The sequence below is a fragment of the Kitasatospora sp. NPDC048239 genome (assembly GCF_043202015.1).
In the GTDB taxonomy this organism is placed as follows: Bacteria; Actinomycetota; Actinomycetes; order Streptomycetales; family Streptomycetaceae; genus Kitasatospora.
Window position 1 is genome coordinate 1 of record NZ_JBICZP010000025.1, and the last position, 21,458, is coordinate 21,458.

The window sequence follows — 21,458 nt, forward strand, 5'->3', positions numbered from 1 at the left end:
CTGGTCGTCCTGGACTCCGACACCCACGACCTGGTCGCCGTGATGCGCCGCGGCCGCTGGATCACCGGCCGCGACACGTTCACCGCGGTGAAGCCCGCCTGAGCCGCCCACCCGCCCAGGCCACCACCCGCCCGAGCCGCTGACGGCCGGGCCCTGGACCGCCCGGCCGGCGGCCCCGACCATCCGGTCGTCCGGGCAACGCACACGGCCGCCCGCCCCCGACAGGGGAACGGGCGGCCGCGGTGTGTGCGGAGCGGGTCAGGAGGCCTCCAGGACCACCTGGTCGATCAGGACCGTCCCGCCCGAGGGGCCCGAGATGGTGATCGTGTTCGGACCGGCCTGGAGCTGCGGAAGTATGAAGGTCGTGTACCAGGACGCGGCGGCGTCCTTGCCCGGCGAGTAGTTCTTGAAGGTCAGACCGCTCGGCCAGTCCTTGCCGTTCACCGTCGCCGCGGCCTTCACGTCGGTCGCCGGGTTGTTGAAGTGCACCGTGAGCTTGTAGGTGCCGGCCGCCGCCACCTCGCCCGCCCAGGTGACCGAGCCACCCGGCTGGAGCGTCAGGTAGCCGCCGTCCGCCGACTTGGCGCCCTTCACGGTGTTCCCGGACGGCGCGTTCTGGCCCTGCAGCTGCGTGGCGTCGTAGGTGCCCGGCCCGGCCGCGGTGGCGCTCGCCGAGGAGGAGGCGGAGGCCGAGGCCGACGGGCTGCCCGCCCCGGTGCTCGGGACGACCGGCGCGCTGCTGGAGGTGCCGCCCTTGGCCTTCTTGTCGTCCGGGTCCCCGGTGGACAGCGCTATGCCGGCGCCGATCGCGATGGCCGCGACCACCGCCACCGCGCCGATCACCGCGCCCTTGCCCCGGCCGCCGCTCGGCCGCTCCTCGCCCGGCTGCGGGCGGGAGTGCTCGGCGTAGCGGGTCTGCTGGGTGGGCATCGCACCGCCGTGCTCGGGCTGCTGCCCGTACGGCTGGCCGCCCTGCCCGCCCTGCGGGTAGGACGGCTGCTGCTGCGGCGGGTACGGCTGCTGCGGGCGCGCCTGCTGCCCGTACTGGGCGCGGCCGACCTCCATCGGGCGGTTGTACGACGTACGCGGAACACCCTGCTGGGGCTCGGCCGGCTGCGCGGAGGCGCCTTCGGCCGGACGGTAGAGGTAGCCGAAGGGATCGTCGTCCTGCGGGGCACCGCCCTCCGGGCTCTCGGGCACTCCGTTGTTGCCGGCGGTCGTCACGGTGGTCAACTCCCCCGTCGCGTTCGCGCCGCCCGGCTGCCGTGCCGCCGGCGCAAGTGGTGGTCGCTCGTACCCGGGAACCCTACCTGTCGGGCGCGACCCTCGGAAAAGACCCCTTGACAACCCGCGAGTAGCTTTGCGCGCCGAACGCGTGCGGCACGGCTGGAGCGCTCAGCCCGCCCGGCGGTGCGAGCGCTCGCCCCGGGCCCCGCGCATGGCGCCGCCGCGGGCCCGCTTCTCGTCGTACATCCGCTCGTCCGCGGTGTGCAGGACCTCCTCGGTGCTCATCCCGCAGCCCGCCCAGCCGACGCCGAGGCTGACCCCGACCCGCATCGCCCGGCCGTCGATCCGCATCGGCGGGATGATCGCGTTGCGCAGCCGGTGGGCGAGGTCCTTGGCCTCCTCCCGGCCGATGCCGTCGGCCAGCACCACGAACTCGTCGCCGCCGAGCCGGGCCACCGTGTCGCCGTCCCGGACGGCCTGGCTGAGCCGGCGGGCGACCTCGACCAGCACCGCGTCGCCCGCGTTGTGCCCGAACCGGTCGTTGATCGACTTGAAACCGTCGAGGTCGCAGAAGAGCACCGCGAGCCCCTTCTCCGCCGTGGCCGCGCCGCCCGAGCGGAACGGTCCCGCCCAGGCGTCGCCGCCCGAGCCGTGGTCGGCGGGCACCACCGCGTGCACGTGCTCGCCGTAGCCGCCCGGCCGGTCCGCCCCGGCCAGGCCGGCCCCGGGGTGCCCCTCGGGGGCGCCGTAGCCGTGCACCTGCCCCAGGCCCGGGCCGGCCCCCTCCAGTCCGTCGTACGCCGTGTGCGCGCTGTAGGAGTCGGCGGGGTAGCCCGCGTACTGCGGCGGGTACGGGCTCTCCGCGTGCGCGGCGACGGCGGTCTGCGGCTCGCCGCACAGCCGCCGCCCCAGCCGGGCCCTGAGCTCGGCGCTGTTGGGCAGGCCGGTGAGCGCGTCGTGGCTGGCCCGGTGGGCGAGCTGCAGCTCGTGGCGCTTGCGGTCCTCGATGTCCTCGACGTGGGTGAGCAGGAAGCTCGGGCCCTCGGCGGCGTCGGCGACGATCGAGTTGCGCAGGCACACCCACTGGTAGCCGCCGTCCCGCCGGGACAGGCGCAGTTCCGCCCGGCCGCTCTCGGCGCTGGTGCGCTCCAGCAGCGCGCGGTCCTCGGGGTGGACGAGGTCGGCGAAGCTCTGCTGGCGCAGCACCGCGCGAGGGCGGCCGAGCAGGCGACAGAGCGCGTCGTTGACTCTGGTCAGCTGGCCGCGCCCGGCGCCGTGCAGCTCGGTGATGGCCATCCCGCTGGGCGCGTACTCGAAGGCCTGGCGGAAGCTCTCCTCGCTGGCCCGCAGCGCCTGCTGCTCCTTCTCCAGCCGCGCCAGCGCGCGCTGCATCTCGGCGCGCAGCCGGGCGTTGCCGATCGCGATGGAGGCCTGGAGGGAGAACATCTCCAGGGCCTCGCGGGTCCAGGCGCCGGGCCGCTTGCCGCTGCGCGGGCGGTCCACCGAGAGCACGCCGAGCAGGTCGCCGCCGGCGCTGTACATCGGGGCGAGCAGGCCGTCGGCGGGGTGCCAGTCGTTGGCGTAGACGGGCAGCGATCCGTCGCCGATCCAGCGCGGGATGTCGCTCGCGACGGCCCAGCCCCGGTCGTAGGGCAGGAAGCGGAGGGTGCCCCAGTGGTCGCTGACGCCGAGCAGCCGGTCCCAGGACTCGCGGGAGCCGACCTGGCCGAGCAGGACGGAGGGGCCGCCCATGGCGCTCTCCTCCAGCTCCCAGACGGCCGCCACCACGAGGTCGCCGTCCGGCCGGACCAGGCTGACCGCGGCGGCGTCGAATCCGAGCCCGTGCACCGCGCCCTCGACCACGGCCTGCAGCGTGCCCGCCAGGCTGCGGGCAGCGTTGAGGTCCGCCACGACCCGGTGCAAGGTGCGGAGGGTCGCGAGGCGGACGTACGGCTCCGACTCGGCTTCCATGCGGGGGCTCCCCGGCTGCTTCGGATAGTTCTTGAATGGTTATCGTCCGATTGCCAGAAGAACTGAATCACAGGGAGCACAGCGTTCGGCACGCTCGGTCAGCAATAGGCAGTCACTTGTGACTTAAATCACACGACACTTATGCGCCCTTAATCAGCTCATCCGCCCCATAACAGGACATATGGCTTCATCGGAACATTTTTCGTGGTCGGCCGCATTGGCCGCACACTGAAGCCGACTGACGCCCGCCAGGCCCTCACCTTCACTCCCAGGGGTGAGCGTCGCCGCCGGCCGTAACCTTCTGCAGCCCTGGTCCTACGACCACGGCCCGATGCCGTTCCCCCCGGCCGCCGACTACCGTGCGGTACGTGTACTCGTCCCCGCAGCCCGAGGCTGCCTCCCAAGCGACGCCCGACGAGTTCCGGGCTGCGCTCTCCCAGCTCGCCTCCGGAGTGAGCCTGGTGACCGTCCACGACCCGGAGGACGGCGAGGACGTCGGCATGACCGCCACGTCCTTCCTCTCCGTCTCGCTGGAGCCGCCGCTGGTGCTGATCTCCGTCCGCGAGGACTCCCGGATGGACGAGGTGCTCTCCCGGGCCGAGACCTGGGCGGTCTCGCTGCTCGCCGAGGGGCAGAAGGCGCTCGGCTCGCGGTTCGCCATGAAGGGCCGGCTCAGCGACCGGCTGCTCTTCGCCGACACCCCGCACCACCGCGGCCCGGCCAGCGGCGCACCGCTGATCGACGGCGCGCTGGCCACCGTGGAGTGCCGCACCGAACAGCGGATACCCGCCGGCGACCACACCCTGCTGCTCGGCCGCGTCCTGGAGGCCGTGGTGCCGAACCCGGGCGGCCGCCCGCTGCTCTACTTCCACGGCGGCTACCGGCAGCTCGGCTGAGCTACTCGCCGCCCTTGGCGCGCCGGCCCTGCTTCAGCTCGGAGCGGTGGCGCTTGTTGGACAGCCGCCGCTCGATCATGCCCCGGCTCGGCTTGGTCGCCCGCCGGGCCTTCGGCGGCGGCGCGGTGGCCTCGCCCAGCAGCGATGCCAGCCGGGCCGCGGCGACCTCGCGGTTGCGCCACTGCGAGCGGTGCTCGGAGGCGCGCACCACCAGGACCCGACCGTCCACCAGCCGGCCGGCCAGCCGCTCCAGGGCGCGCTGCTTCCACACCTCGGGCAGCGCCGCGGAGGCGGCCAGGTCGTAGCGCAGCTCGACCTGGGTGTCGGAGGTGTTGACGTGCTGGCCACCGGGGCCGGAGGAACGGGAGAAGCGCCAGACGAGCTCGGCGTCAGGGACGACCACCGATCCCCGGACGCGGATGGGCTCAGGCATGGGTTCATCATCCCGCGCCCGGGGCCCGCCGGTCACCCGGTTATCCAGCACCGCCCGCAGCCCCGACAATGGCCTACGTGATCGAGCTCGGCTACTCCCTCTCCAACCGTTTCCCCGACCCCCCGCAGACCGACTACCGCAGCGCCTCGGTGCACGCCCTGCGGTACGACCTGTTCTGCGGCGACGTCTACCTCGAAGCCGACGGGGCGGAGCTGTCCACAGCCTGGGGATGGGTTCCGGTGCTCGACTTCGCCTGGGCACTGTGCGACATCGCCGAGGAGCTGGACCGCGACCCGGACGGCGGCCGCGCCGCCCGGGTGCAGAGCGCCGACCTCGACTTCACCCAGAACACCGAGCTGCTGCGCTTCGCCCGCCGCTTCAACTGGGTCGAGGTCAGCGCCACCTGGCTGCCGGACGAGCCGCCCGCCGTGCTGCGCCACGGCGACCTGCGGCGCGAGGCCCGGGACTTCCTCCAGGACACGCTCGCCGATCTCTTCGACATGCACCCCGACCTGGCCGACAATCCGAACATCTGGTCACTTCAGGGCCGCTTCCGCCGAATCTGACCGGGTATTGATCCAGCCATTGCCGCGCCCTGATTCGCCCCGAAGAATTTGCGACAGGGCGCGGAACCAAGCCCGTGGTCTCTCGCGTTATCCCGGGCAAAAGCAACGAAGGGACAGCAAACACCATGCCAGTGAGCCTCTCCAAGGGTGGCAACGTCTCGCTGACCAAGGAGGCCCCCGGCCTGACCGCGGTCACCATCGGCCTCGGCTGGGACGTCCGGACCACGACCGGCGCCGAGTTCGACCTCGACGCCAGCGCGATCGTGCTGAACGCGGACGGGAAGGTGCTGTCCAACAGCCACTTCGTGTTCTTCAACAACACCAGCACCCCGGACAGCACCGTCGTCCACACCGGTGACAACCGCACCGGCGAGGGCGCGGGCGACGACGAGGCGATCAACGTCAACCTGGCCGGCCTTCCGGCCGAGGCCGTCAAGATCACCTTCCCGGTCTCGATCTACGACGCGGTGGCCCGCTCGCAGAACTTCGGCCAGGTCCGCAACGCCTACATCCGCGTGATCAACGCGGCCGGCGGTGCCGAGATCGCCCGCTACGACCTCTCCGAGGACGCCGCCACCGAGACCGCCATGATCTTCGGCGAGCTCTACCGCAACGGCGCCGAGTGGAAGTTCCGTGCCGTCGGCCAGGGCTACGCCTCCGGCCTGGCGGGCATCGCCCAGGACTTCGGCGTCCAGATCTGACGCCCGACCGCGAAGCGCCCGGCCCCCCTCCGTCAGGGGCCGGGCGCTTCGGCGTTCCCGGCCGGTGACGGGCTGCTCGGCCGTGCCCGTGCCCGTAGCAACGACGCGGCGCAGGAGACCGGCCGGGCCGGTCTCCTGCGCCGCGTCGGGGCGGTACCACGGGTTCAGCGCGAGGCGCGCAGCTCCGGGAGCTGGAGCAGCTCGGTCTCGTCGTGCGGGGTCAGGTCGACCACCTCCGGCGCGGCCTGCTCCTCCTCGGGCTGCTCGACCCCGGCCCGGTGCACCCCGGCCTGGTCGACCGCGGGCTGCTCGACCGGCGCCGCCACCGGCTGCGCCTTGGCCGCGGCGACCGCCTCGTCGCCCACCACGTCCGCCAGGTCCGTGCGCTCGCCCAGCTCGGCGATGCTCCCCACGGCCGGAGCCGGAGCCGCCGCCCGGACGGCCGCACCCGAAGTACGGCCGAAGAAACTGAAGCCCTGCCCCCGGGCCTGCCCGGACTGCGGACGCGGCCGCTGCCGCTCCGCCGGCACCACGGGCGCGGCGGGCGTCCCGCCCAGCTGTCCGACCGTCGCCGTCAGCACCGGCCGCACCGGCGTCGCCCCGACCGCGGGCCGCTCGGCCACCCCGGCGGCGGGCGCCGGCGTCGGCACCGTGGGCGCCACCGGAGCCGGCACCGCGGCGGCGGGCACCGGAGCGGCCGCCGGGACGGCCACGGGGGCCGCCGCGGGCGCCGTACGCGCCGCCCGCAGGGCGACCTGCGCACCGGCCGCGCGCTCGCGCTGCGCCTCCTGCTGCGCCGCGCGCCGCTCCAGGTGCCGCAGCACGGCCGCGGCACGGACGAAGGCCGCCGGGCTCGCGGGGTACTTGGGCCTACTCGCGGCCAGGGCCTTCTGGGTCGCCTCGGCCTCCTTGAGGGCCTGCTCGGCGACCGCCACGGCGCGCTCGCGCAGCAGCCGGGCGATCTCGGTCTCGGCCTTCGCCAGCCGCGACTTCTCCGCGGTCAGCCGTCGGCCGAACCGGGTGGCCCGCTCCTCGGCGACCTCCGCCGCGTATTCGGCCTCGGCGAGCTGCTCCTCGAAGCGCTCCTCGGCCCGCAGCCGCTGGGCGACGGACAGCTCGGCGGCGGCCCGGGCGGCGCGGTCGCGCTGCCGCAGCAGCACCCCGATCCCGAGCGTGGCGAGCACCGCCGCGACGCCCACCGAGCGGACCAGGACGGCGTCCTGACTGAAAAGCAGCGCGGCCACCGCGGCGACGATGAGCACGCCGGCGGCGGTGGGGGGAAAGACCCGGCCGAGGACGGAGGAATGACGATGGCGTCCGCGAGACATGCCAAGAAACTAGCGTGCGAATTGGGGCCGTGTCAGCCCAGGGTGCCCTTTAACCCTTGACACTCCACGAGCTTTACCGCACGTGCCCGGGCCTTCACCCAAGATCACAGAAAAGTGCCTGCTCAGCGGTGCGAGGCCGCGGGGCCCGTCGGGTCGTCGTGATCCTCCGGCAGCTTGCAGACGTGCTGCAGCCAGAGCGCCGCCGCGATCACCGCCGCGCCGGCCAGCACCGCGAAGCCCGCCGTGATGGCCTGGTCCTGGCGCGCCGGGACGTCCAGTTCGCCGAGCAGGTAGATGCCGGCGCCCGCGTAGACGCCGGTGACCACCGCCGAGACCAGCGCGCTCGCCTGGCCCAGCACCACCGCCCGGGCCGCGCCGATCGGGTCGACCCCCTTCGCCCCGGGCTGCCGCTCCCGCGCCGCCTTCAGCCGCGACCGCAGCGAGAGCGCGGTGGCCAGCAGGATCACCGCCACCGCGGCCAGCACCACCGGCGCCGCGGCCGGGACCGCGGGCAGGGTGTCCAGGGAGGCCCACAGCTTGGAGCCGGCCCAGGACAGCGCCGTCGTAGCGGCGGTGATGCCGACCAGCAGACGGAGGCGAAGCAGCTTCACTCGGACAGGGTCCTTCCCGGGTACCGGAGACGGGCGCCGCCCCCCGGACCGGGGTGCGGCGACGTCAGGCCACCGTACCGGGCCGGGCCGGACGGGCACCCGCGCGTACGGCGGACACCTACTCGTACGGCCGGGCCGCCGCCCGAGTTCCCCGGCCCGCCCGACCGGCCCGGTGGGCGGGCCGGTCGACACCGGTCGGCTACTCCGGCAGCGTCAGCCGGATGTCCTCGCGACGGCGGACGCCCTGGGCGACCGCCCCGCCGAGCGCCTGCAGCAGCTCGGCGACCTGGCCGCGGCCGGGCACCTCGGCCTCCGGCTGGGCGTCCAGCCAGGGGGCGAGGACGAAGGCCCGCTCGTGCGAGCGCGGGTGCGGCAGCAGCAGCTGCGGGTCGTCACTGGTGACGCCCTCGTAGGCCAGGATGTCGACGTCCAGGGTGCGCGGACCCCAGCGGACGGTGCGGACCCGGCCGAAGGCGTCCTCGATCGCGTTGCCCCGCTCCAGCAGGTCGCGCGGCGGCAGGCTGGTGCGCAGCACGACCACCGCGTTGTAGTAGTTGGGCTGCTCGTCGGGGCCGCCGACGGCCTCCGTCTCGTACACGGCGGAGACGGCCTTGATCCTCAGCCCGGGAGTGTCGGCGAGCGCGTCCACCGCGCCCTGCAGCGTCTCCAGGCGGTTGCCCAGGTTGCTGCCGAGCGCGATCACGGCGCAGCGCTGGCTGTGCAGTGTGGTGTCGACCGAGTCCACCCGGCGCTCCAGGTCGAACGTGGTCGGCGAGGCCGTCGGGTCGCTGGTGCTCATCGGACTTCCCCTGCAACTGGAGTGGGCTCTGCGGCTGGCACGGTGCGCACGGAGGTCATCCGCGGCCCCGGTGGATGGTCACGGTCACGTCGTCGAACGGCACGGTGATCGGGGCGTCCGGCTTGTGCACGGTGACCTCGACCTCCTGCACCGCGTCGTGCTTGAGGCACTGGTCGGCGATCCGCTGGGCGAGGGTCTCGATCAGGTCGACGGGCTCACCGGCGATGATCGCGGTGACCTCCTCGGCCACCACGCCGTAGTGCGCCGTGCGGGTGAGGTCGTCGCCGGACGCGGCGGGGCGGGTGTCCAGGTACAGCACGAGGTCCACCACGAAGGTCTGGCCCTCGACGCGCTCGCGCTCGAAGACGCCGTGGTGGCCCCGGGCACGCAGGCCCCGCAGGGTGACGCGGTCCAGCAAACGAATCACTGCTCCCAGTCGGACGGACCCTGCACGGCAACGGTCACAGGCAGGGCGAAGGCGGGCGTCGCGCCCGCCACTCCGTTGTGAATCTACCCGCGAGCGCGGACAACGCCTGACCGTCCTACCCGGCACGAACCGTCGCCACGCCCGCCGGAATGGCGATTGACGTGAACGTTCGGTGACCGCTCGGGAATTCCCGGGCCAAATCGGGGCACGGTCGGCCGACCGGCCCGGGGCTCAGTCCTCGTCCTCGTCGTCACCGCTGGTCAGGACGGGTGAACCGTGGTGCGACCAGAGCTTCCACCCGGCCGGCGTACGACGGAAGAGATTGGTCGAAACGACCTTTCCCCCGACCAGCGGGCCGAGCTCCCCCTCCTCCTCCGCCTCACCGCCGGAGAGGATGTTCTCGGTGCACGTGACAAGGGCCACATCACCGTGCACCTCGGCCTCGACATCGGTCAGGAAGAACTGGATGTACTCCGTGTTCATCATGATCAGCATGTACGAGCGGGTCACCTGGGCCCGGCCGCGCAGCATCGGCCAGCCGGGGTGCACACACACCACGCCGCCCTTGTCGTCGGCGTCCGCGGCCCCCAGCCAGGCCTCCTCGACCGCCTCCAGATCGCCGTTCTCCAGCGCCTCGTAGAACGCCTGGTTGGCCGCCAGGACGGCCTCCCGGTCCGCCTCCCGCGCCCGCTGACCCGCGGTCTCTCCGCTCACCCTGCCGTCACCTGCCACAGAACCTCCCCTCTCAGCCGCCCTCCGTGCCCGCCGACGGGCCGGAGGCGTCCAGCCCGGCCGCGCGCTGCCAGGCGGCGACCACCCGGACCGCGTCCGCCGTTCCGGACACGTCGTGCACCCGCACCGCCCAGGCACCGGCCCGGGCCGACAGCACCGACACCGCGGCGGTCGCGTCGTCGCGCTCCCTGGCCGGGCGCAGCTCCCCGGTTTCCGGGTCGGCGAGCAGCGTACCCAGGAACCGCTTGCGCGATGCGGCCACGAGGACGGGACGGCCGAGCGCGGTGAGCGCGTCGAGCCGGCCGAGCAGGGCCCAGTTGTGCGCGGCGGTCTTGGCGAAGCCCAGGCCGGGGTCGAGGATCAGCTGCTCCTCCTTAACGCCGGCCGCCTGCAGCGCCTCCACCCGGGCGGTCAGCTCGCCGAGCACGTCGGCGACCACGTCCCGGTAGACCGCCAGGCGGTCCATGTCGGCGGACTGCCCGCGCCAGTGCATCACCACGAAGGGCACCCCGGTCTCGGCCACCACCCGGGCCATCGCCGGGTCGGCGAGGCCGCCGGAGACGTCGTTGACGATCCGGGCGCCGGCCGCCACGGCCTGCTCGGCGACCGAGGCGCGCATGGTGTCGATGGAGACCACCACCCCGGCCTCGGCCAGCTCGCGCACCACCGGGACCACCCGGCGCAGCTCCTCCTCCTCGGGCACCCGCTCCGAGCCGGGCCGGGTGGACTCGCCCCCGACGTCGACCAGGTCCGCGCCCCTGGCCCGGAGCGCCAGTCCATGGGCGATCGCGCGCGCGGGGTCGTGCCACAGCCCGCCGTCCGAGAAGGAGTCGGGGGTCACGTTGACCACGCCCATCACGGCGCAGCGGTCGAGCCGCGGCAGCCCGGCCGGCAGGGTGAACGACAGCGGAGTGCTCATACGCCCATTATCTGACGACTCACCCGCGCACCGCCGGGGCGGCCCGGCCCGGGACGGCCGCGGGGCCCCGCCGAGGATGCTCGACGGGGCCCCGCGGGACGGCGGCGGGTCAGGCCGCCTCGGTGACCTCCGGGCGCGCCGGGGCGGGCATCAGGCCCTCCCGCTGGCGCTTGCGGCCGAAGCGCGGCATGCCGAGGGTGATGAAGGCCTCGGCCTGCATCGCGGCGAAACCGATCCGGGGCAGGTCCCGGTTGTTCGGGAAGACCAGGAAACGCGGCTCCCACTCCGGCTGGAACTTCGCGTTGAACTTGTACAGCGACTCGATCTGGAACCAGCGCGAGGAGAACACCAGCAGCCCGCGCCAGGCGCGCAGCACCGGGCCCGCGCCGATCCGCTCACCGCGCGCCAGCGCCGAGCGGAACATCGCGAAGTTGAGCGACACCCGGCGGACCCCCAGCGCGGGGACGGCCTGCAGGGCCGCGACGATCAGCAGCTCGTTCAGACCCGGGTCGGCGGCCCGGTCGCGGCGCATCAGCTCCAGCGAGATGCCGTCCGGTCCCCACGGCACGAAGTGCAGCACGGCCTTCAGGTCGTCGCCGCCCTCGCCCTCCTCCGGGGCCTTGTGGGCGGTGACCACCACGCACTCGTCGTCGCCCGGGTCGCCGAAGCGGCCCAGCGCCATCGAGAAGCCCCGCTCGGTGTCGGTGCCGCGCCAGCGGGCGGCCGCCTCGGCGATCCGGTACTTCTCGTCCGGGGTGAGCTCGGAGACCCGGCGCACCTGGCAGGAGTAGCCGTTGCGCTCGATCCGCTTCACCATCTGGCGGACGTTGCGCATGGCCCGCCCGGCGAGCGAGAAGGTGGTGGCGTCGACGATCGCCTCGTCGCCCAGCTCCAGCGCGTCCAGGCCCGCCTCGCGGGTCCAGACCTCGCCGCCGACCTCGCTGCAGCCCATCACGGCCGGCACCCAGGCGTGCTCGCGGGCCTCGGCCATGAACACCTTGATCGCGCCCGGCCAGGCCTCCACGTCGCCGACCGGGTCACCGGAGGCGAGCATCACGCCGGAGACCACGCGGTAGGAGATCGCGGCCTTGCCGGTCGGCGAGAACAGCACGCTCTTGTCGCGGCGCAGCGCGAAGTAGCCCAGCGAGTCCCGCTCGCCGTGCCGGGCGAGCAGCGCGCGGACCTTCTCCTCGTCCTCGGCGGTCAGCTCCGGCTTGGGCTTCTCCGGGCGCAGCGCCAGGTAGGCGGTGGTGAAGGCGGTGATCAGGCCCATCGCACCGAGCAGGTAGCCGACCAGGTCGGCCATCCGGTCCGAGGTGTAGTGCACCGGCCCCTCGAAGCCGAACAGCCCGTACCCGACGTGCTCCAGCCGCTTCAGCAGGCCCGGGTGGCCGATCTCGTACCCGGTCCTGGTGCTGACCACCAGCAGGCCGAGCAGCACGCTGACGGCGCCGGTCACCACCAGGTTGACGGCCGCCCGCCAGCGGGTGCGCGGGTCGGCCTTGGCGTAGAACTCGCGGCGGTGCACCAGCATCACCACGAACAGCACCAGCGAGACCACCGCCGGGCCGACCTGGTGCCAGCGCAGGATGTGCAGCGCGGCGCCGACCGGCAGCAGCACGCAGACCGCCCGCCAGGCGCGCACCTTGCGGCGGCGCAGCGCGTGGGCGAGCAGCACCAGCAGCAGGCCGACCATCAGCGTGCCGGCCGCGGCCAGCGTCGTCGTCCCGCCGGGCAGCTGCCCGGCGAAGGTGTGCATCCTGGTGTGCCGGAGCTTGGGGAACACCGCGCTCGCGATGTCCACCAGCCCGATCAGCAGGCAGGCGTAACCGACCGCACCGGGGAGCCAGGCCCTCGGTACGGCGGCCGCTTGGGTACGAAGCGCCTGCAGGCCGCGACGGCGGGGCGGCTGCTCGGGGCTCGGCTCAACGGACACGGGAACGCTCATGGGGGTTCAGCGTAGAGGCTTCGGAGCGCTGTCCGGTCACTCCCGAGGAGGAGTTGTGATGGACCTTCATGCCTTTTCCTTCATCAGGCAATGCGCACACCAAGGAACCGGAAACGGAAGGCAACCGGTGCCGATCGCGCGCTGCGATTGAGCCGAGGGGTGGGAGCCGGAGCCCCGGGTGGCGTGGCGCGGCGGGGCGTCGCGCACGCGGTACGTACGGTGGACGCCGCATTCTAGGGCGCCGGTTGCGTACCACTGCCACCGGCCTCCTGGCCCGCCCCGGCGTCCGGACAGCCTAGTCGCGCTGGCCCGGGCTGACGCACCGCCAGACGATGAAGCCTGCACCGACAGCGTCCCACCGGAAGGCCGACGGCAATGGAACTGACCAGCGATGCACTGGTGAACTCACTGCTCGCACTCGGTGCGGCGGCCCTCGTCACCACCCTCTGGATCTGGCCGCGGCTGGGCCGCCAGCGCCCGCTGCCGGTCCTCGGACGGGTCGCCCTGCTGACGGTCATTCAGGTGACGGCCCTGGCCGTGCTGGCGCTGTCCGTCAACAACTCCTTCGGCTTCTACACCTCCTGGGACGACCTGCTCAACCCCGGCGGCACCAAGCTCGCCCTGACCAGCAACGAGAACCAGAAGGGCGCGACCCCCGCCGACGAGCTGCTCCAGCCGACCAACGAGGGCGGCCTGGAGACCATCACCGACCTGCCCAAAGGGGCACCCGAGGAGGTCGGCCGGGTCGAGGCGGTGAAGATCACCGGCACCGAGAGCGGACTGTCCGACCAGCTGTTCGTCTACCTGCCGCCCGAATACTTCAACCCGAAGTACGCAAAGGTTCGCTTTCCCGTCCTGCTCACCCTCTCCGGCTTCCCCGGCACCACCCTGCACCTGCTGAAGGAGCTGCCCGTCCCGCAGACCGCCTGGGAGCTCCAGCGCACCGGCCGGATGGCGCCCACCATCATCGTGATGGCCCGCCCGACCGTCGCCCCGCCGCGCAACACCGAGTGCGTGGACGTGCCCGGCGGCCCGCGCACCGAGACCTGGTTCGCCAAGGACGTCCCCGAGGCGCTGCGCTCCGCCTACCGGGTCAGCCGCTCGGCCGCCTCCTGGGGCGTGCTCGGCTACTCCACCGGCGGCAGCTGCGCCCTGCGGCTGGCCATGCGCTACCCCGACGTCTACCGCAGCGCGACCGGGATGCACGCCGACTTCAAGGTCGCCGAGGACGCCGGCACCGGCGGCAACCTGTTCGGCGGCGACCAGACGCTGACCAACCACAGCGACCTCTCCTGGCGGCTGCACAACCTGCCCGCGCCGGAGCTCTCGCTGCTGGTGGTCTCCACCCGCAAGGAGACCGACTACCCCGAGACGCTGAAGTTCGTCGACCTGGCCCAGCAGGTCGCGGCCGGCAATCCGCAGTTCACCATCGAGTCGATGTACCTGGACGACGGCGGCCACAACTTCGACAGCTGGAGCCGCGAGCTGCCCGCCGCCCTGGAGTGGATGAGCGCCCGCCTCGCCTGGACGTAGGGCGGCCCTGCAAAGTCCCGCAGGGTCCGAAGCGACTCCGCCAACACGCCCAGGCGCCCGTCCGGCCGCCGTCCCAGGTCCGCAGCCGGGTGATTTCCGGCCGGTCGGGCGCGGCGCACCCCGCCGCGGGGGAACGTATCGCGACCGCGCCGGCCGAACGGCCGGCGCCGCCCCGGATCAGGGCAGGAGGCCCCATGCTCAGCACCCGATCACTCTTCAACGAGATCTACCAGAACGACGAGGCGTACCAGCTGTTCTGCAGCATCGCCGCGGGCGGGGAGGACCAGGGCGGCTGGGAGAACGAGCGGATCACCGCGCTCACCCGCGATCCGGTGCTCGCCCCCAAGATCGCCCGGCACGGCGCCGACGAGCGCAAGCACGGCCGGATCTTCACCCAGCTGCTGAACAAGCGCGGCCTGCCCAAGATCGACGTCCCCGCCGAGGCCGACTACTGCATGCTGCTGGAGCGCCGGGGAGTCGGCCTCTCGCACGAGCGGCTGAACGGCGAGGCGCCGCTGGCCGAGCGCGAGATCATCACCTACCTCGTGCACAGCCGGGTCACCGAGCAGCGCGCGGCCGAGCAGATGCGCCAGCTGGTCAGGGTCTACGGGGACAATCCGGACCTCGGCCGGGCGATGCGGATGATCTCGGCCGACGAGGACAACCACCTCGCGTACTGCCACGAGGAGCTGCTGCGGCTCTCCGCCGAGGGCCACAGCCCGTTCATCCGGCACACCCTGGAGCACAGCGCGCGCGGCGAGATCCGCACCCACCGGGACGTCGGGCTCGCGGTGACCGCCCGGATGGCGCGCATCCTGGGGTGGCCGCGCTGGCAGCGGGCGGTGGTCACCGCCGGGGTGCACGCGCTGTACCTCTACGACCTGGCGTACGGCTGGCGGCGGATGGTGCGGCTGCGGATGCCCGAGCGCCGCAACGCCCTGGGCATCCCGGCCCCTCCGCACGCCGCGTACGACGCGGTCTGACCGGCGCCGCCGGCCGCTCGGACCGGGCCTAGCGCCCGATGATGAGGCTCATCGCCTCGGCCCGGGTGGCCGGGTCGCGCAGCTGGCCCCGGACGCAGGAGGTGATGGTCTTGGCGCCGGGCTTGCGGATGCCGCGCATCGACATGCACATGTGCTCGCACTCGACCACGACGATGGCTCCGCGCGGTTCGAGGATCCGCATCAGCGCGTCGGCGACCTGGCTGGTGAGCCGCTCCTGTACCTGCGGACGGCGGGCGTAGACGTCGACCAGCCGGGCCAGCTTGGACAGGCCGGTGATCTTGCCGCTGGTGGACGGGATGTACCCGACGTGGGCGACGCCCCGGAACGGCACCAGGTGGTGCTCGCAGACGGAGGTCAGCTCGATGTCCTTGACCAGCACCATCTCGTCGTGGCCGAGGTCGAAGGTGGTGGTGAGGACGTCCTCCGGCTCCTGCCAGAGACCGGCGAATATCTCCTTGTAGGCGCGGGCGACCCGGGCCGGGGTCTCCAGCAGGCCCTCGCGGTCCGGATCCTCCCCCACGGCGAGCAGCAGCTCGCGGATGGCGTTCTCGGCCCGCTTCTGGTCGAAGGTCCCGACGGTGGACGGACCGTCGAGCGTCACCGGGTCGATCATGCGAGCCTCGCTAACTAGTGAAACGAACTTGGGCTGAACAGCACGGATGCCGCGCCTCCAGGGTACAAACCCTGGTGACGCGGCATCCATTCCGTACGGTGCCCTGCGGGCCGGTCAGCCCTCGGTGGGCGGCTCGACCGGCAGCGGCGGGAGCTTCACCACGTCGACCGGGGCGGCCTCCGCGGCGATGGCGGCGGCGCCGTTGGTCAGCGCCAGCTCCTTCGGGGACTGCACCGGAGGCCTGGTGGACGGCGTCCGACGGGACGAGCCCGTCCAGGCCGGCCGGGCCGGGCGCTTGACGATGGTCGCGAAGATCTCGGCGATCTGCTCCTTGTTGAGGGTCTCCTTCTCCAGGAGCTCCAGGACCAGGTTGTCGAGCACGTCGCGGTTCTCGACCAGGATCTCCCAGGCCTCGTTGTGCGCGTTCTCGATGAGCTTCTTGACCTCTTCGTCGACCAGCCCGGCGACCTCTTCCGAGTAGTCGCGCTGGTGACCCATCTCACGACCGAGGAACGGCTCCGAGTTGTCCGAGCCGAACTTGATCGCGCCGAGGCGCTCGGTCATCCCGTACTGGGTGACCATGGCCCGCGCGGTGGCGGTGGCCTTCTCGATGTCGTTCGACGCACCGGTGGTCGGGTCGTGGAAGACGAGCTCCTCCGCCGCGCGCCCGCCCAGCATGTAGGCCAGCTGGTCGAGCATCTCGTTGCGGGTGGTGGAGTACTTGTCCTCGTCCGGCAGCACCATGGTGTAGCCGAGGGCCCGACCGCGGGAGAGGATGGTGATCTTGTGCACCGGGTCGCTGTTGGGGCACGCCGCCGCCACCAGGGCGTGGCCGCCCTCGTGGTACGCGGTGATCTTCTTCTCCTTCTCGGACATGATCCGGGTCCGCTTCTGCGGTCCGGCCACGACGCGGTCGATCGCCTCGTCCAGCGTGACGTTGTCGACCAGCTTCTTGTCCGAGCGGGCGGTCAGCAGAGCGGCCTCGTTGAGGACGTTCGCCAGGTCCGCACCGGTGAAGCCGGGGGTGCGCTTGGCGACGGCCGAGAGGTCGACGTCCGGCGCGACCGGCTTGCCCTTCTGGTGCACCTTGAGGATGTCCAGTCGGCCCTGGAGGTCGGGGCGCTCGACCGCGATCTGGCGGTCGAAGCGGCCCGGGCGCAGCAGCGCCGGGTCCAGGATGTCGGGGCGGTTGGTCGCCGCGATCAGGATCACGCCGCCCTTGACGTCGAAGCCGTCCATCTCGACCAGCAGCTGGTTGAGGGTCTGCTCGCGCTCGTCGTGGCCGCCGCCGAGACCCGCACCGCGGTGCCGGCCGACGGCGTCGATCTCGTCGACGAAGACGATCGCCGGGGCGTTCGCCTTGGCCTGCTCGAAGAGGTCGCGGACCCGGCTGGCGCCGACACCGACGAACATCTCCACGAAGTCCGAACCGGAGATCGAGTAGAACGGCACGCCGGCCTCGCCCGCGACGGCGCGTGCCAGCAGGGTCTTGCCCGTTCCGGGCGGGCCGTACAGCAGCACGCCCTTGGGGATCTTGGCGCCGACCGCCTGGAACTTGGCCGGCTCCTGCAGGAACTCCTTGATCTCGTGGAGTTCCTCGACCGCCTCGTCCGCGCCTGCGACGTCGGAGAAGGTGGTCTTCGGGGTGTCCTTGGTGAGCAGCTTGGCCTTGGACTTGCCGAACTGCATGACGCGCGAGCCGCCGCCCTGCATCTGGTTCATCAGGAACAGGAAGACCAGGACGATGATCACGATGGGGAGCATCGACAGCAGCAGGCTGACGAAGGTGCTCTGCTTCTCCGGGCTGATGGTGTAGCCCTCGGAGAGCGTGTTCTGGTCGTTGTCGTTGATCTGGGCCTGGAGCTTGTCGGCGATCGCAACACCCTGGTCGCCGATGTACGAGGCCTGGAACTTACTGCCGGACGGGGTCTTGCCCGTACCGGCGTTGGACAGCGTGGCGCCGTCCTTCAGCTGGATCTTGATCGTGTTCGAGTCACCGGTGGTGATCTGCGCCGACTTGACCTGCTTGGCATCGATCGCTGCGACGACCTGCCCGGTGTCCACCGTCTTGTAGCCGTTGGAGTCGGAAACGACCTGCATCAGCACGATGACGGCGAGGACGGCCAGCACGATCCACATGATCGGCGCACGGAAGTATCGCTTGACGTCCATCCATGCGGGGCGTTGCCGCCCCGTCCCTCCTGCCACTCAACGGCGCCGCGGGGCCGTGGCCGCCGGCGCATCCGGTCTGTGCTCATGTGAAGAGCGGTTTTATTGGACCGTACCGCAGTCCGACCCGCCCGTGGCGGGAGCACAGCGACACGACGTATTACTTTGTCCCCCGCTCCAACGGGCGGGAACGGCGTACTGTTCCCGCCCGTAACCCGAACGAGGTCCCGGGCCGCCCTCAGCCGCCGTAGACGTGCGGCGCGAGGGTGCCGATGAAGGGGAGGTTGCGAAGCTTCTCCGCGTAGTCCAGGCCGTAGCCGACCACGAACTCGTTGGGGATGTCGAAGCCGACGTACTTGACGTCGATCTCGACCTTGGCCGCGTCGGGCTTGCGCAGCAGGGTGCAGACCTCGAGGGAGGCCGGGCCGCGCGAGCCCAGGTTGCCCAGCAGCCAGGACAGCGTCAGACCGGAGTCGATGATGTCCTCGACGATCAGGACGTCCCGGCCGGCGATGTCGGTGTCGAGGTCCTTGAGGATCCGCACCACGCCGGAGGACTTGGTGCCCATGCCGTACGACGAGACCGCCATCCAGTCCATGGTCACCTGCGAGTGCAGGGCGCGGGCGAGGTCCGCCATGACCATCACGGCCCCCTTGAGGACGCCGACGATCAGCAGGTCCTTGCCTGCGTAGTCCCGGTCGATGCGCTCGGCCAGCTCCAGGAGCTTGGCGTCGATCTCGTCCTTGCTGATGAGCACCTTCGCGAGGTCAGCGCCCATGTCGTTCTGGTCCACCGGGGATACGTCCTCAAACGTTCGGGGTCTGTGTGGCCGACGGCCCGGCGCCCCCGGGGCATGCCTGCCCGTCAGTCGCCCTGCCGCCGAAAGACCAGCGTGCCACACCTGCGGGTGGCCTCGACGCCCCCGGGTAGGTGCAGCGGCCCCTGACCGCGCCACCCGGTGACCAGCAGATCGATCGTTTCGAGGTGCCGCGCGAAGAGGTCCCCGGCCGGACAGCCCGCCCGCAGCGCGGCTCTGCGCAGCACCCGGCGGCGGACCGCCGGAGGCAGTTCGGCCAGTTTCACGGCGTCCAGGGTGCCTTCGCCCGTCCGGAGGTCGCGCTCGGCCAGCACGGCCCACTGGTCCAGCGCGTCGGCGTCGTCGCGGAACAGCCGCGCGGTGCGGGCCAGCGCCTCGACCACGCCGCCGCCCAGGTGCTTCTCCAGCACCGGCAGCACCTCGTGGCGGACCCTGGAGCGGGTGTAGGCGGGGTCGCAGTTGTGCGGGTCGTCCCAGACCGGGATCGCCTGGGCGGAGCAGGCCTGCCGGGTGGCGGCGCGGTCCAGCTCCAGCAGCGGGCGCCGGTAGCGGCCCTTCTGGGCCGGCATGCCGGCCAGCGAGCGGGAGCCGGAGCCCCGGGCCAGACCCAGCAGCACCGTCTCGGCCTGGTCGTCGCGGGTGTGGCCGAGCAGGACGGCGACCGCGCCGTGGCGTTCGGCGGCGGCGTCCAGCGCGGCGTAGCGGGCGTCCCGGGCGGCGGCCTCGGGGCCGCCCTCCCGGCCCACCCGGACGGGGACGGCCTCGACCGGGTCCAGCCCGAGCGAGCGCAGCCGTTCGGCCACCTGGGCGGCGCGGTCGGCGGAGCCGGTCTGGAGGCCGTGGTCGACGGTGACGGCGCCGACCCGCAGGCCCAGCTTGGGCGCCTCGAAGGCGGCGGCGATGGCCAGCGCCATGGAGTCCGCACCGCCGCTGACGGCGACCAGGACCAGCGGGGAGCCGGGTGCGGCCGGGGTGCGGGGCAGCCCCGAGGGGTGGCGGTGGGCGTTGCCGATCAGGGTGGTCCCGACGGCGGCGACGGCCAGCGGCGCCCCGGTCGGGCGGTCACGGGGGTCGCGCACGGGCGCGGTGAAGGTGGTGCCGGCCTCGCTGGCGAGGTCGGTGAGCGTGCGGCGTACGGCCAGGCGTATCGCTGCGACGGCGGGGTGTGGGCCCACGGCGGACGACTCCTTGGCGGAGGGGAACAGGACGGCGGGGGCGCGGCGGGGCGGCACACATGGTGAGCACCGTGTTACCGGGCGCTCACAGATGGTGGCAGAAAGGAGGCACCCGCTACGCCACCCGCGCCACCGGTACGACCACCGTCCCACGTACGGGTGAATGAAGAAACGTATCTTCACCCGCCATCTGCACGATTGGACCACTCGTACGAACGGGTTTGACCGCTGCCGACCGCCCTTCGGACCAACGCCCTGCGCGCCCGGGCCGAAGCGCCGCGCGCCGGCACCGCGAAGGGGCGGGCGGGCCGGGGCGCGGCAGGGCGACGGTGGGGCGGGGCGACGGCGAGGCGGCGGGCCGCCGAGTGTCAGCGGGCCACCCGGGCCACCCAGGCGGCCGGGTCGTGGATCTCGTCCTTGGTCGGCAGGGTGTTCGGCGACGTCCAGACCCGGTTGAAGCCCTCCATGCCGACCCGGTCCACCACGCCGCGGACGAAGACCGCGCCGTCCTGGTACTGGCGCAGCTTGGCGTCCATGCCGAGCAGCCGGCGGAGCACCAGGTCCAGCCGGTTGGCACCGCGGTCGCGGCGCTGCTGGAACTTCTCCCGGATCTCCGCCACGCTCGGCACCACGGCCGGGCCGACCCCGTCCATCACCACGTCGGCGTGGCCCTCCAGCAGCGACATCACCGCCGTCAGCCGGCCCAGGATCTCGCGCTGCGCGGGCGACTGGACGACCTCCAGCAGCGTGCCGGGCGCGGAGCCGTCGCCGCGGCCGCCGAGGCCGGGCAGGCTGCCGCCGAGCGCGCCGGCCGCGTCCCGCAGCCGGTCCAGCAGGGCGCCCGGGTCCACGTCCGTCTCGGACAGGAAGGACTGCACCTCGGACTGGATGTGGTCGCGCAGCCACGGCACCGCGGTGAACTGGGTGCGGTGGGTCTCCTCGTGCAGGCAGACCCAGAGCCGGAAGTCGGCCGGGTCGACGTCCAGCTCCCGCTCGACGTGCACGATGTTCGGCGCCACCAGCAGCAGGCGGCCCGGGCCGGGGCCGTCCGGACCGAGCCGGGGCTTGTCGAACAGCGCGGCCGGGCTGTCCGGCGCCTCCAGCGAGGACTCCGCCGGGGCGAAGGTCTCGTACTGGCCGAGCACCTTGGTGGACAGGAAGGCCAGCAGGGCGCCCACCTCGATGCCGGTGGCCTTCTCCCCCACCGTGCCGAAGACGCCGGCCGCGGCGCCGTTCGTCCGGCGCGCCTGGAGCTTCTCCACCAGCGGCTGGACGATGGTGCGAAAGCCCGCCACGTTGGCGCGCACCCAGCCGGGGCGGTCCACGATCAGCACCGGGGTGGCGGTGGCCTCGGTGAGGCTGCTGGAGCGCATCCCGGTGAACTCCCGGACGTGCTCCTCGGCCTCCAGGGCGTGGCGGCGCAGCTCGGCCACCACGGCGGCCGCCTCGGCGCGGCTCACCTCCGGCCCGGGCCGCACCAGCCTGGTCGCGGTTGCGACCGCGAGATTCCAGTCGACCATGTCAGCACCGCCGCTCGCGCTCGTCATGCCCTCACCGTACGTGCTCCCGCCCATCGGGGGGAGCCACCG

20 protein-coding genes are annotated in these 21,458 nt (G+C 72.8%); 5 read left to right on the top strand and 15 right to left on the bottom strand.

Going from position 1 to position 21,458, the window contains the following annotated elements; genetic code table 11:
* Positions 1-258: 258 nt before the first annotated feature.
* On the bottom strand, positions 259-1,224 hold the full coding sequence (locus tag ACGFZP_RS37120) for a carbohydrate-binding protein (RefSeq protein WP_392941304.1): 966 nt from the start codon (positions 1,222-1,224) through the stop codon (positions 259-261).
* A 171-nt stretch (positions 1,225-1,395) separates the two neighbouring features.
* Entirely contained in the window at positions 1,396-3,198 is a 1,803-nt protein-coding gene (locus tag ACGFZP_RS37125) for a diguanylate cyclase domain-containing protein (RefSeq protein ID WP_392941305.1), read from the bottom strand.
* A gap of 368 nt (positions 3,199-3,566) precedes the next feature.
* On the opposite strand from ACGFZP_RS37125, the gene ACGFZP_RS37130 reads away from it, so the two are divergent.
* On the top strand, positions 3,567-4,094 hold the full coding sequence (locus tag ACGFZP_RS37130) for a flavin reductase family protein (protein WP_392941307.1): 528 nt from the start codon (positions 3,567-3,569) through the stop codon (positions 4,092-4,094).
* Position 4,095: 1 nt separating this feature from the next.
* Here the strand turns inward: ACGFZP_RS37130 and arfB are convergent, their stop codons facing one another.
* Entirely contained in the window at positions 4,096-4,527 is a 432-nt protein-coding gene (arfB, locus tag ACGFZP_RS37135) for an alternative ribosome rescue aminoacyl-tRNA hydrolase ArfB (protein WP_392941309.1), read from the bottom strand.
* A gap of 68 nt (positions 4,528-4,595) precedes the next feature.
* Here arfB and ACGFZP_RS37140 point away from each other — a divergent pair, with 68 nt between their 5' ends.
* Complete coding sequence (locus ACGFZP_RS37140) at positions 4,596-5,093, top strand: hypothetical protein (protein WP_392941311.1); 498 nt, start codon at positions 4,596-4,598, stop codon at positions 5,091-5,093.
* A gap of 125 nt (positions 5,094-5,218) precedes the next feature.
* Complete coding sequence (locus ACGFZP_RS37145; protein ID WP_387942388.1) at positions 5,219-5,794, top strand: TerD family protein; 576 nt, start codon at positions 5,219-5,221, stop codon at positions 5,792-5,794.
* A gap of 164 nt (positions 5,795-5,958) precedes the next feature.
* On the opposite strand, the gene ACGFZP_RS37150 is transcribed toward ACGFZP_RS37145, so the two are convergent.
* From ACGFZP_RS37150 to ACGFZP_RS37180, 7 genes are all read right to left on the bottom strand, one after another.
* A complete protein-coding gene (locus tag ACGFZP_RS37150) occupies positions 5,959-7,122 on the bottom strand; it encodes a hypothetical protein (RefSeq protein ID WP_392941313.1) in 1,164 nt (387 codons plus the stop codon).
* A 122-nt stretch (positions 7,123-7,244) separates the two neighbouring features.
* Positions 7,245-7,733, bottom strand: a complete 489-nt coding sequence (locus ACGFZP_RS37155; protein WP_392941314.1) for a DUF3180 domain-containing protein — start codon at positions 7,731-7,733, stop codon at positions 7,245-7,247.
* 199 nt (positions 7,734-7,932) lie between these two features.
* Positions 7,933-8,532 (bottom strand): 2-amino-4-hydroxy-6-hydroxymethyldihydropteridine diphosphokinase, encoded by a 600-nt coding sequence (gene folK / locus ACGFZP_RS37160; RefSeq protein WP_392941315.1) that lies wholly within the window; start codon positions 8,530-8,532, stop codon positions 7,933-7,935.
* Between the two features lie 55 nt (positions 8,533-8,587).
* Positions 8,588-8,947 carry a dihydroneopterin aldolase gene (folB, locus tag ACGFZP_RS37165; protein WP_392941393.1) on the bottom strand — a complete coding sequence of 120 codons (360 nt, stop codon included), beginning with the start codon at positions 8,945-8,947 and terminating at the stop codon, positions 8,588-8,590.
* A 243-nt stretch (positions 8,948-9,190) separates the two neighbouring features.
* Entirely contained in the window at positions 9,191-9,673 is a 483-nt protein-coding gene (locus ACGFZP_RS37170) for a nuclear transport factor 2 family protein (RefSeq protein WP_392941317.1), read from the bottom strand.
* A gap of 31 nt (positions 9,674-9,704) precedes the next feature.
* Positions 9,705-10,610, bottom strand: coding sequence for a dihydropteroate synthase (gene folP / locus ACGFZP_RS37175; protein WP_392941319.1), 906 nt, complete (start codon positions 10,608-10,610; stop codon positions 9,705-9,707).
* A 109-nt stretch (positions 10,611-10,719) separates the two neighbouring features.
* Positions 10,720-12,558: a phosphatidylglycerol lysyltransferase domain-containing protein gene (locus ACGFZP_RS37180; RefSeq protein WP_392941320.1), complete on the bottom strand. Its 1,839-nt coding sequence runs from the start codon at positions 12,556-12,558 to the stop codon at positions 10,720-10,722.
* Positions 12,559-12,933: 375 nt separating this feature from the next.
* Here ACGFZP_RS37180 and ACGFZP_RS37185 point away from each other — a divergent pair, with 375 nt between their 5' ends.
* Both ACGFZP_RS37185 and ACGFZP_RS37190 read left to right on the top strand, forming a co-directional pair.
* The gene (locus ACGFZP_RS37185) at positions 12,934-14,091 is read left to right on the top strand and encodes an alpha/beta hydrolase (RefSeq protein WP_392941321.1); all 1,158 of its coding nucleotides are present in this window, start codon (positions 12,934-12,936) and stop codon (positions 14,089-14,091) included.
* 194 nt (positions 14,092-14,285) lie between these two features.
* Entirely contained in the window at positions 14,286-15,074 is a 789-nt protein-coding gene (locus ACGFZP_RS37190) for a ferritin-like domain-containing protein (RefSeq protein ID WP_392941323.1), read from the top strand.
* Positions 15,075-15,102: 28 nt separating this feature from the next.
* Here ACGFZP_RS37190 and folE read toward each other — a convergent pair whose 3' ends face one another.
* The 5 genes from folE to ACGFZP_RS37215 form a co-directional block, all read right to left on the bottom strand.
* Positions 15,103-15,708, bottom strand: a complete 606-nt coding sequence (gene folE, locus ACGFZP_RS37195; RefSeq protein WP_380647818.1) for a GTP cyclohydrolase I FolE — start codon at positions 15,706-15,708, stop codon at positions 15,103-15,105.
* Positions 15,709-15,822: 114 nt separating this feature from the next.
* Positions 15,823-17,880 (bottom strand): ATP-dependent zinc metalloprotease FtsH, encoded by a 2,058-nt coding sequence (gene ftsH / locus ACGFZP_RS37200; RefSeq protein ID WP_392941325.1) that lies wholly within the window; start codon positions 17,878-17,880, stop codon positions 15,823-15,825.
* 235 nt (positions 17,881-18,115) lie between these two features.
* On the bottom strand, positions 18,116-18,670 hold the full coding sequence (gene hpt, locus ACGFZP_RS37205) for a hypoxanthine phosphoribosyltransferase (RefSeq protein ID WP_030059589.1): 555 nt from the start codon (positions 18,668-18,670) through the stop codon (positions 18,116-18,118).
* A 71-nt stretch (positions 18,671-18,741) separates the two neighbouring features.
* Entirely contained in the window at positions 18,742-19,869 is a 1,128-nt protein-coding gene (tilS, locus tag ACGFZP_RS37210) for a tRNA lysidine(34) synthetase TilS (RefSeq protein WP_392941327.1), read from the bottom strand.
* 368 nt (positions 19,870-20,237) lie between these two features.
* Positions 20,238-21,416, bottom strand: a complete 1,179-nt coding sequence (locus ACGFZP_RS37215; RefSeq protein WP_392941328.1) for a zinc-dependent metalloprotease — start codon at positions 21,414-21,416, stop codon at positions 20,238-20,240.
* Between the last annotated feature and the right edge of the window lie 42 nt (positions 21,417-21,458).

Bases quoted from the DNA above. Each gene is read 5' to 3' on its own strand.
- ACGFZP_RS37140 (WP_392941311.1), top strand. From the start codon at position 4,596: ATGGCCTACGTGATCGAGCTCGGCTACTCCCTCTCCAACCGTTTCCCC.
- ACGFZP_RS37145 (WP_387942388.1), top strand. From the start codon at position 5,219: ATGCCAGTGAGCCTCTCCAAGGGTGGCAACGTCTCGCTGACCAAGGAG.
- folE (WP_380647818.1), bottom strand. From the start codon at position 15,708: ATGATCGACCCGGTGACGCTCGACGGTCCGTCCACCGTCGGGACCTTC.
- ftsH (WP_392941325.1), bottom strand. From the start codon at position 17,880: ATGGACGTCAAGCGATACTTCCGTGCGCCGATCATGTGGATCGTGCTG.
- ACGFZP_RS37125 (WP_392941305.1), bottom strand. From the start codon at position 3,198: ATGGAAGCCGAGTCGGAGCCGTACGTCCGCCTCGCGACCCTCCGCACC.
- ACGFZP_RS37190 (WP_392941323.1), top strand. From the start codon at position 14,286: ATGCTCAGCACCCGATCACTCTTCAACGAGATCTACCAGAACGACGAG.
- ACGFZP_RS37150 (WP_392941313.1), bottom strand. From the start codon at position 7,122: ATGTCTCGCGGACGCCATCGTCATTCCTCCGTCCTCGGCCGGGTCTTT.
- ACGFZP_RS37180 (WP_392941320.1), bottom strand. From the start codon at position 12,558: ATGAGCGTTCCCGTGTCCGTTGAGCCGAGCCCCGAGCAGCCGCCCCGC.
- folK (WP_392941315.1), bottom strand. From the start codon at position 8,532: ATGAGCACCAGCGACCCGACGGCCTCGCCGACCACGTTCGACCTGGAG.
- ACGFZP_RS37215 (WP_392941328.1), bottom strand. From the start codon at position 21,416: ATGACGAGCGCGAGCGGCGGTGCTGACATGGTCGACTGGAATCTCGCG.
- ACGFZP_RS37185 (WP_392941321.1), top strand. From the start codon at position 12,934: ATGGAACTGACCAGCGATGCACTGGTGAACTCACTGCTCGCACTCGGT.
- folP (WP_392941319.1), bottom strand. From the start codon at position 10,610: ATGAGCACTCCGCTGTCGTTCACCCTGCCGGCCGGGCTGCCGCGGCTC.
- arfB (WP_392941309.1), bottom strand. From the start codon at position 4,527: ATGCCTGAGCCCATCCGCGTCCGGGGATCGGTGGTCGTCCCTGACGCC.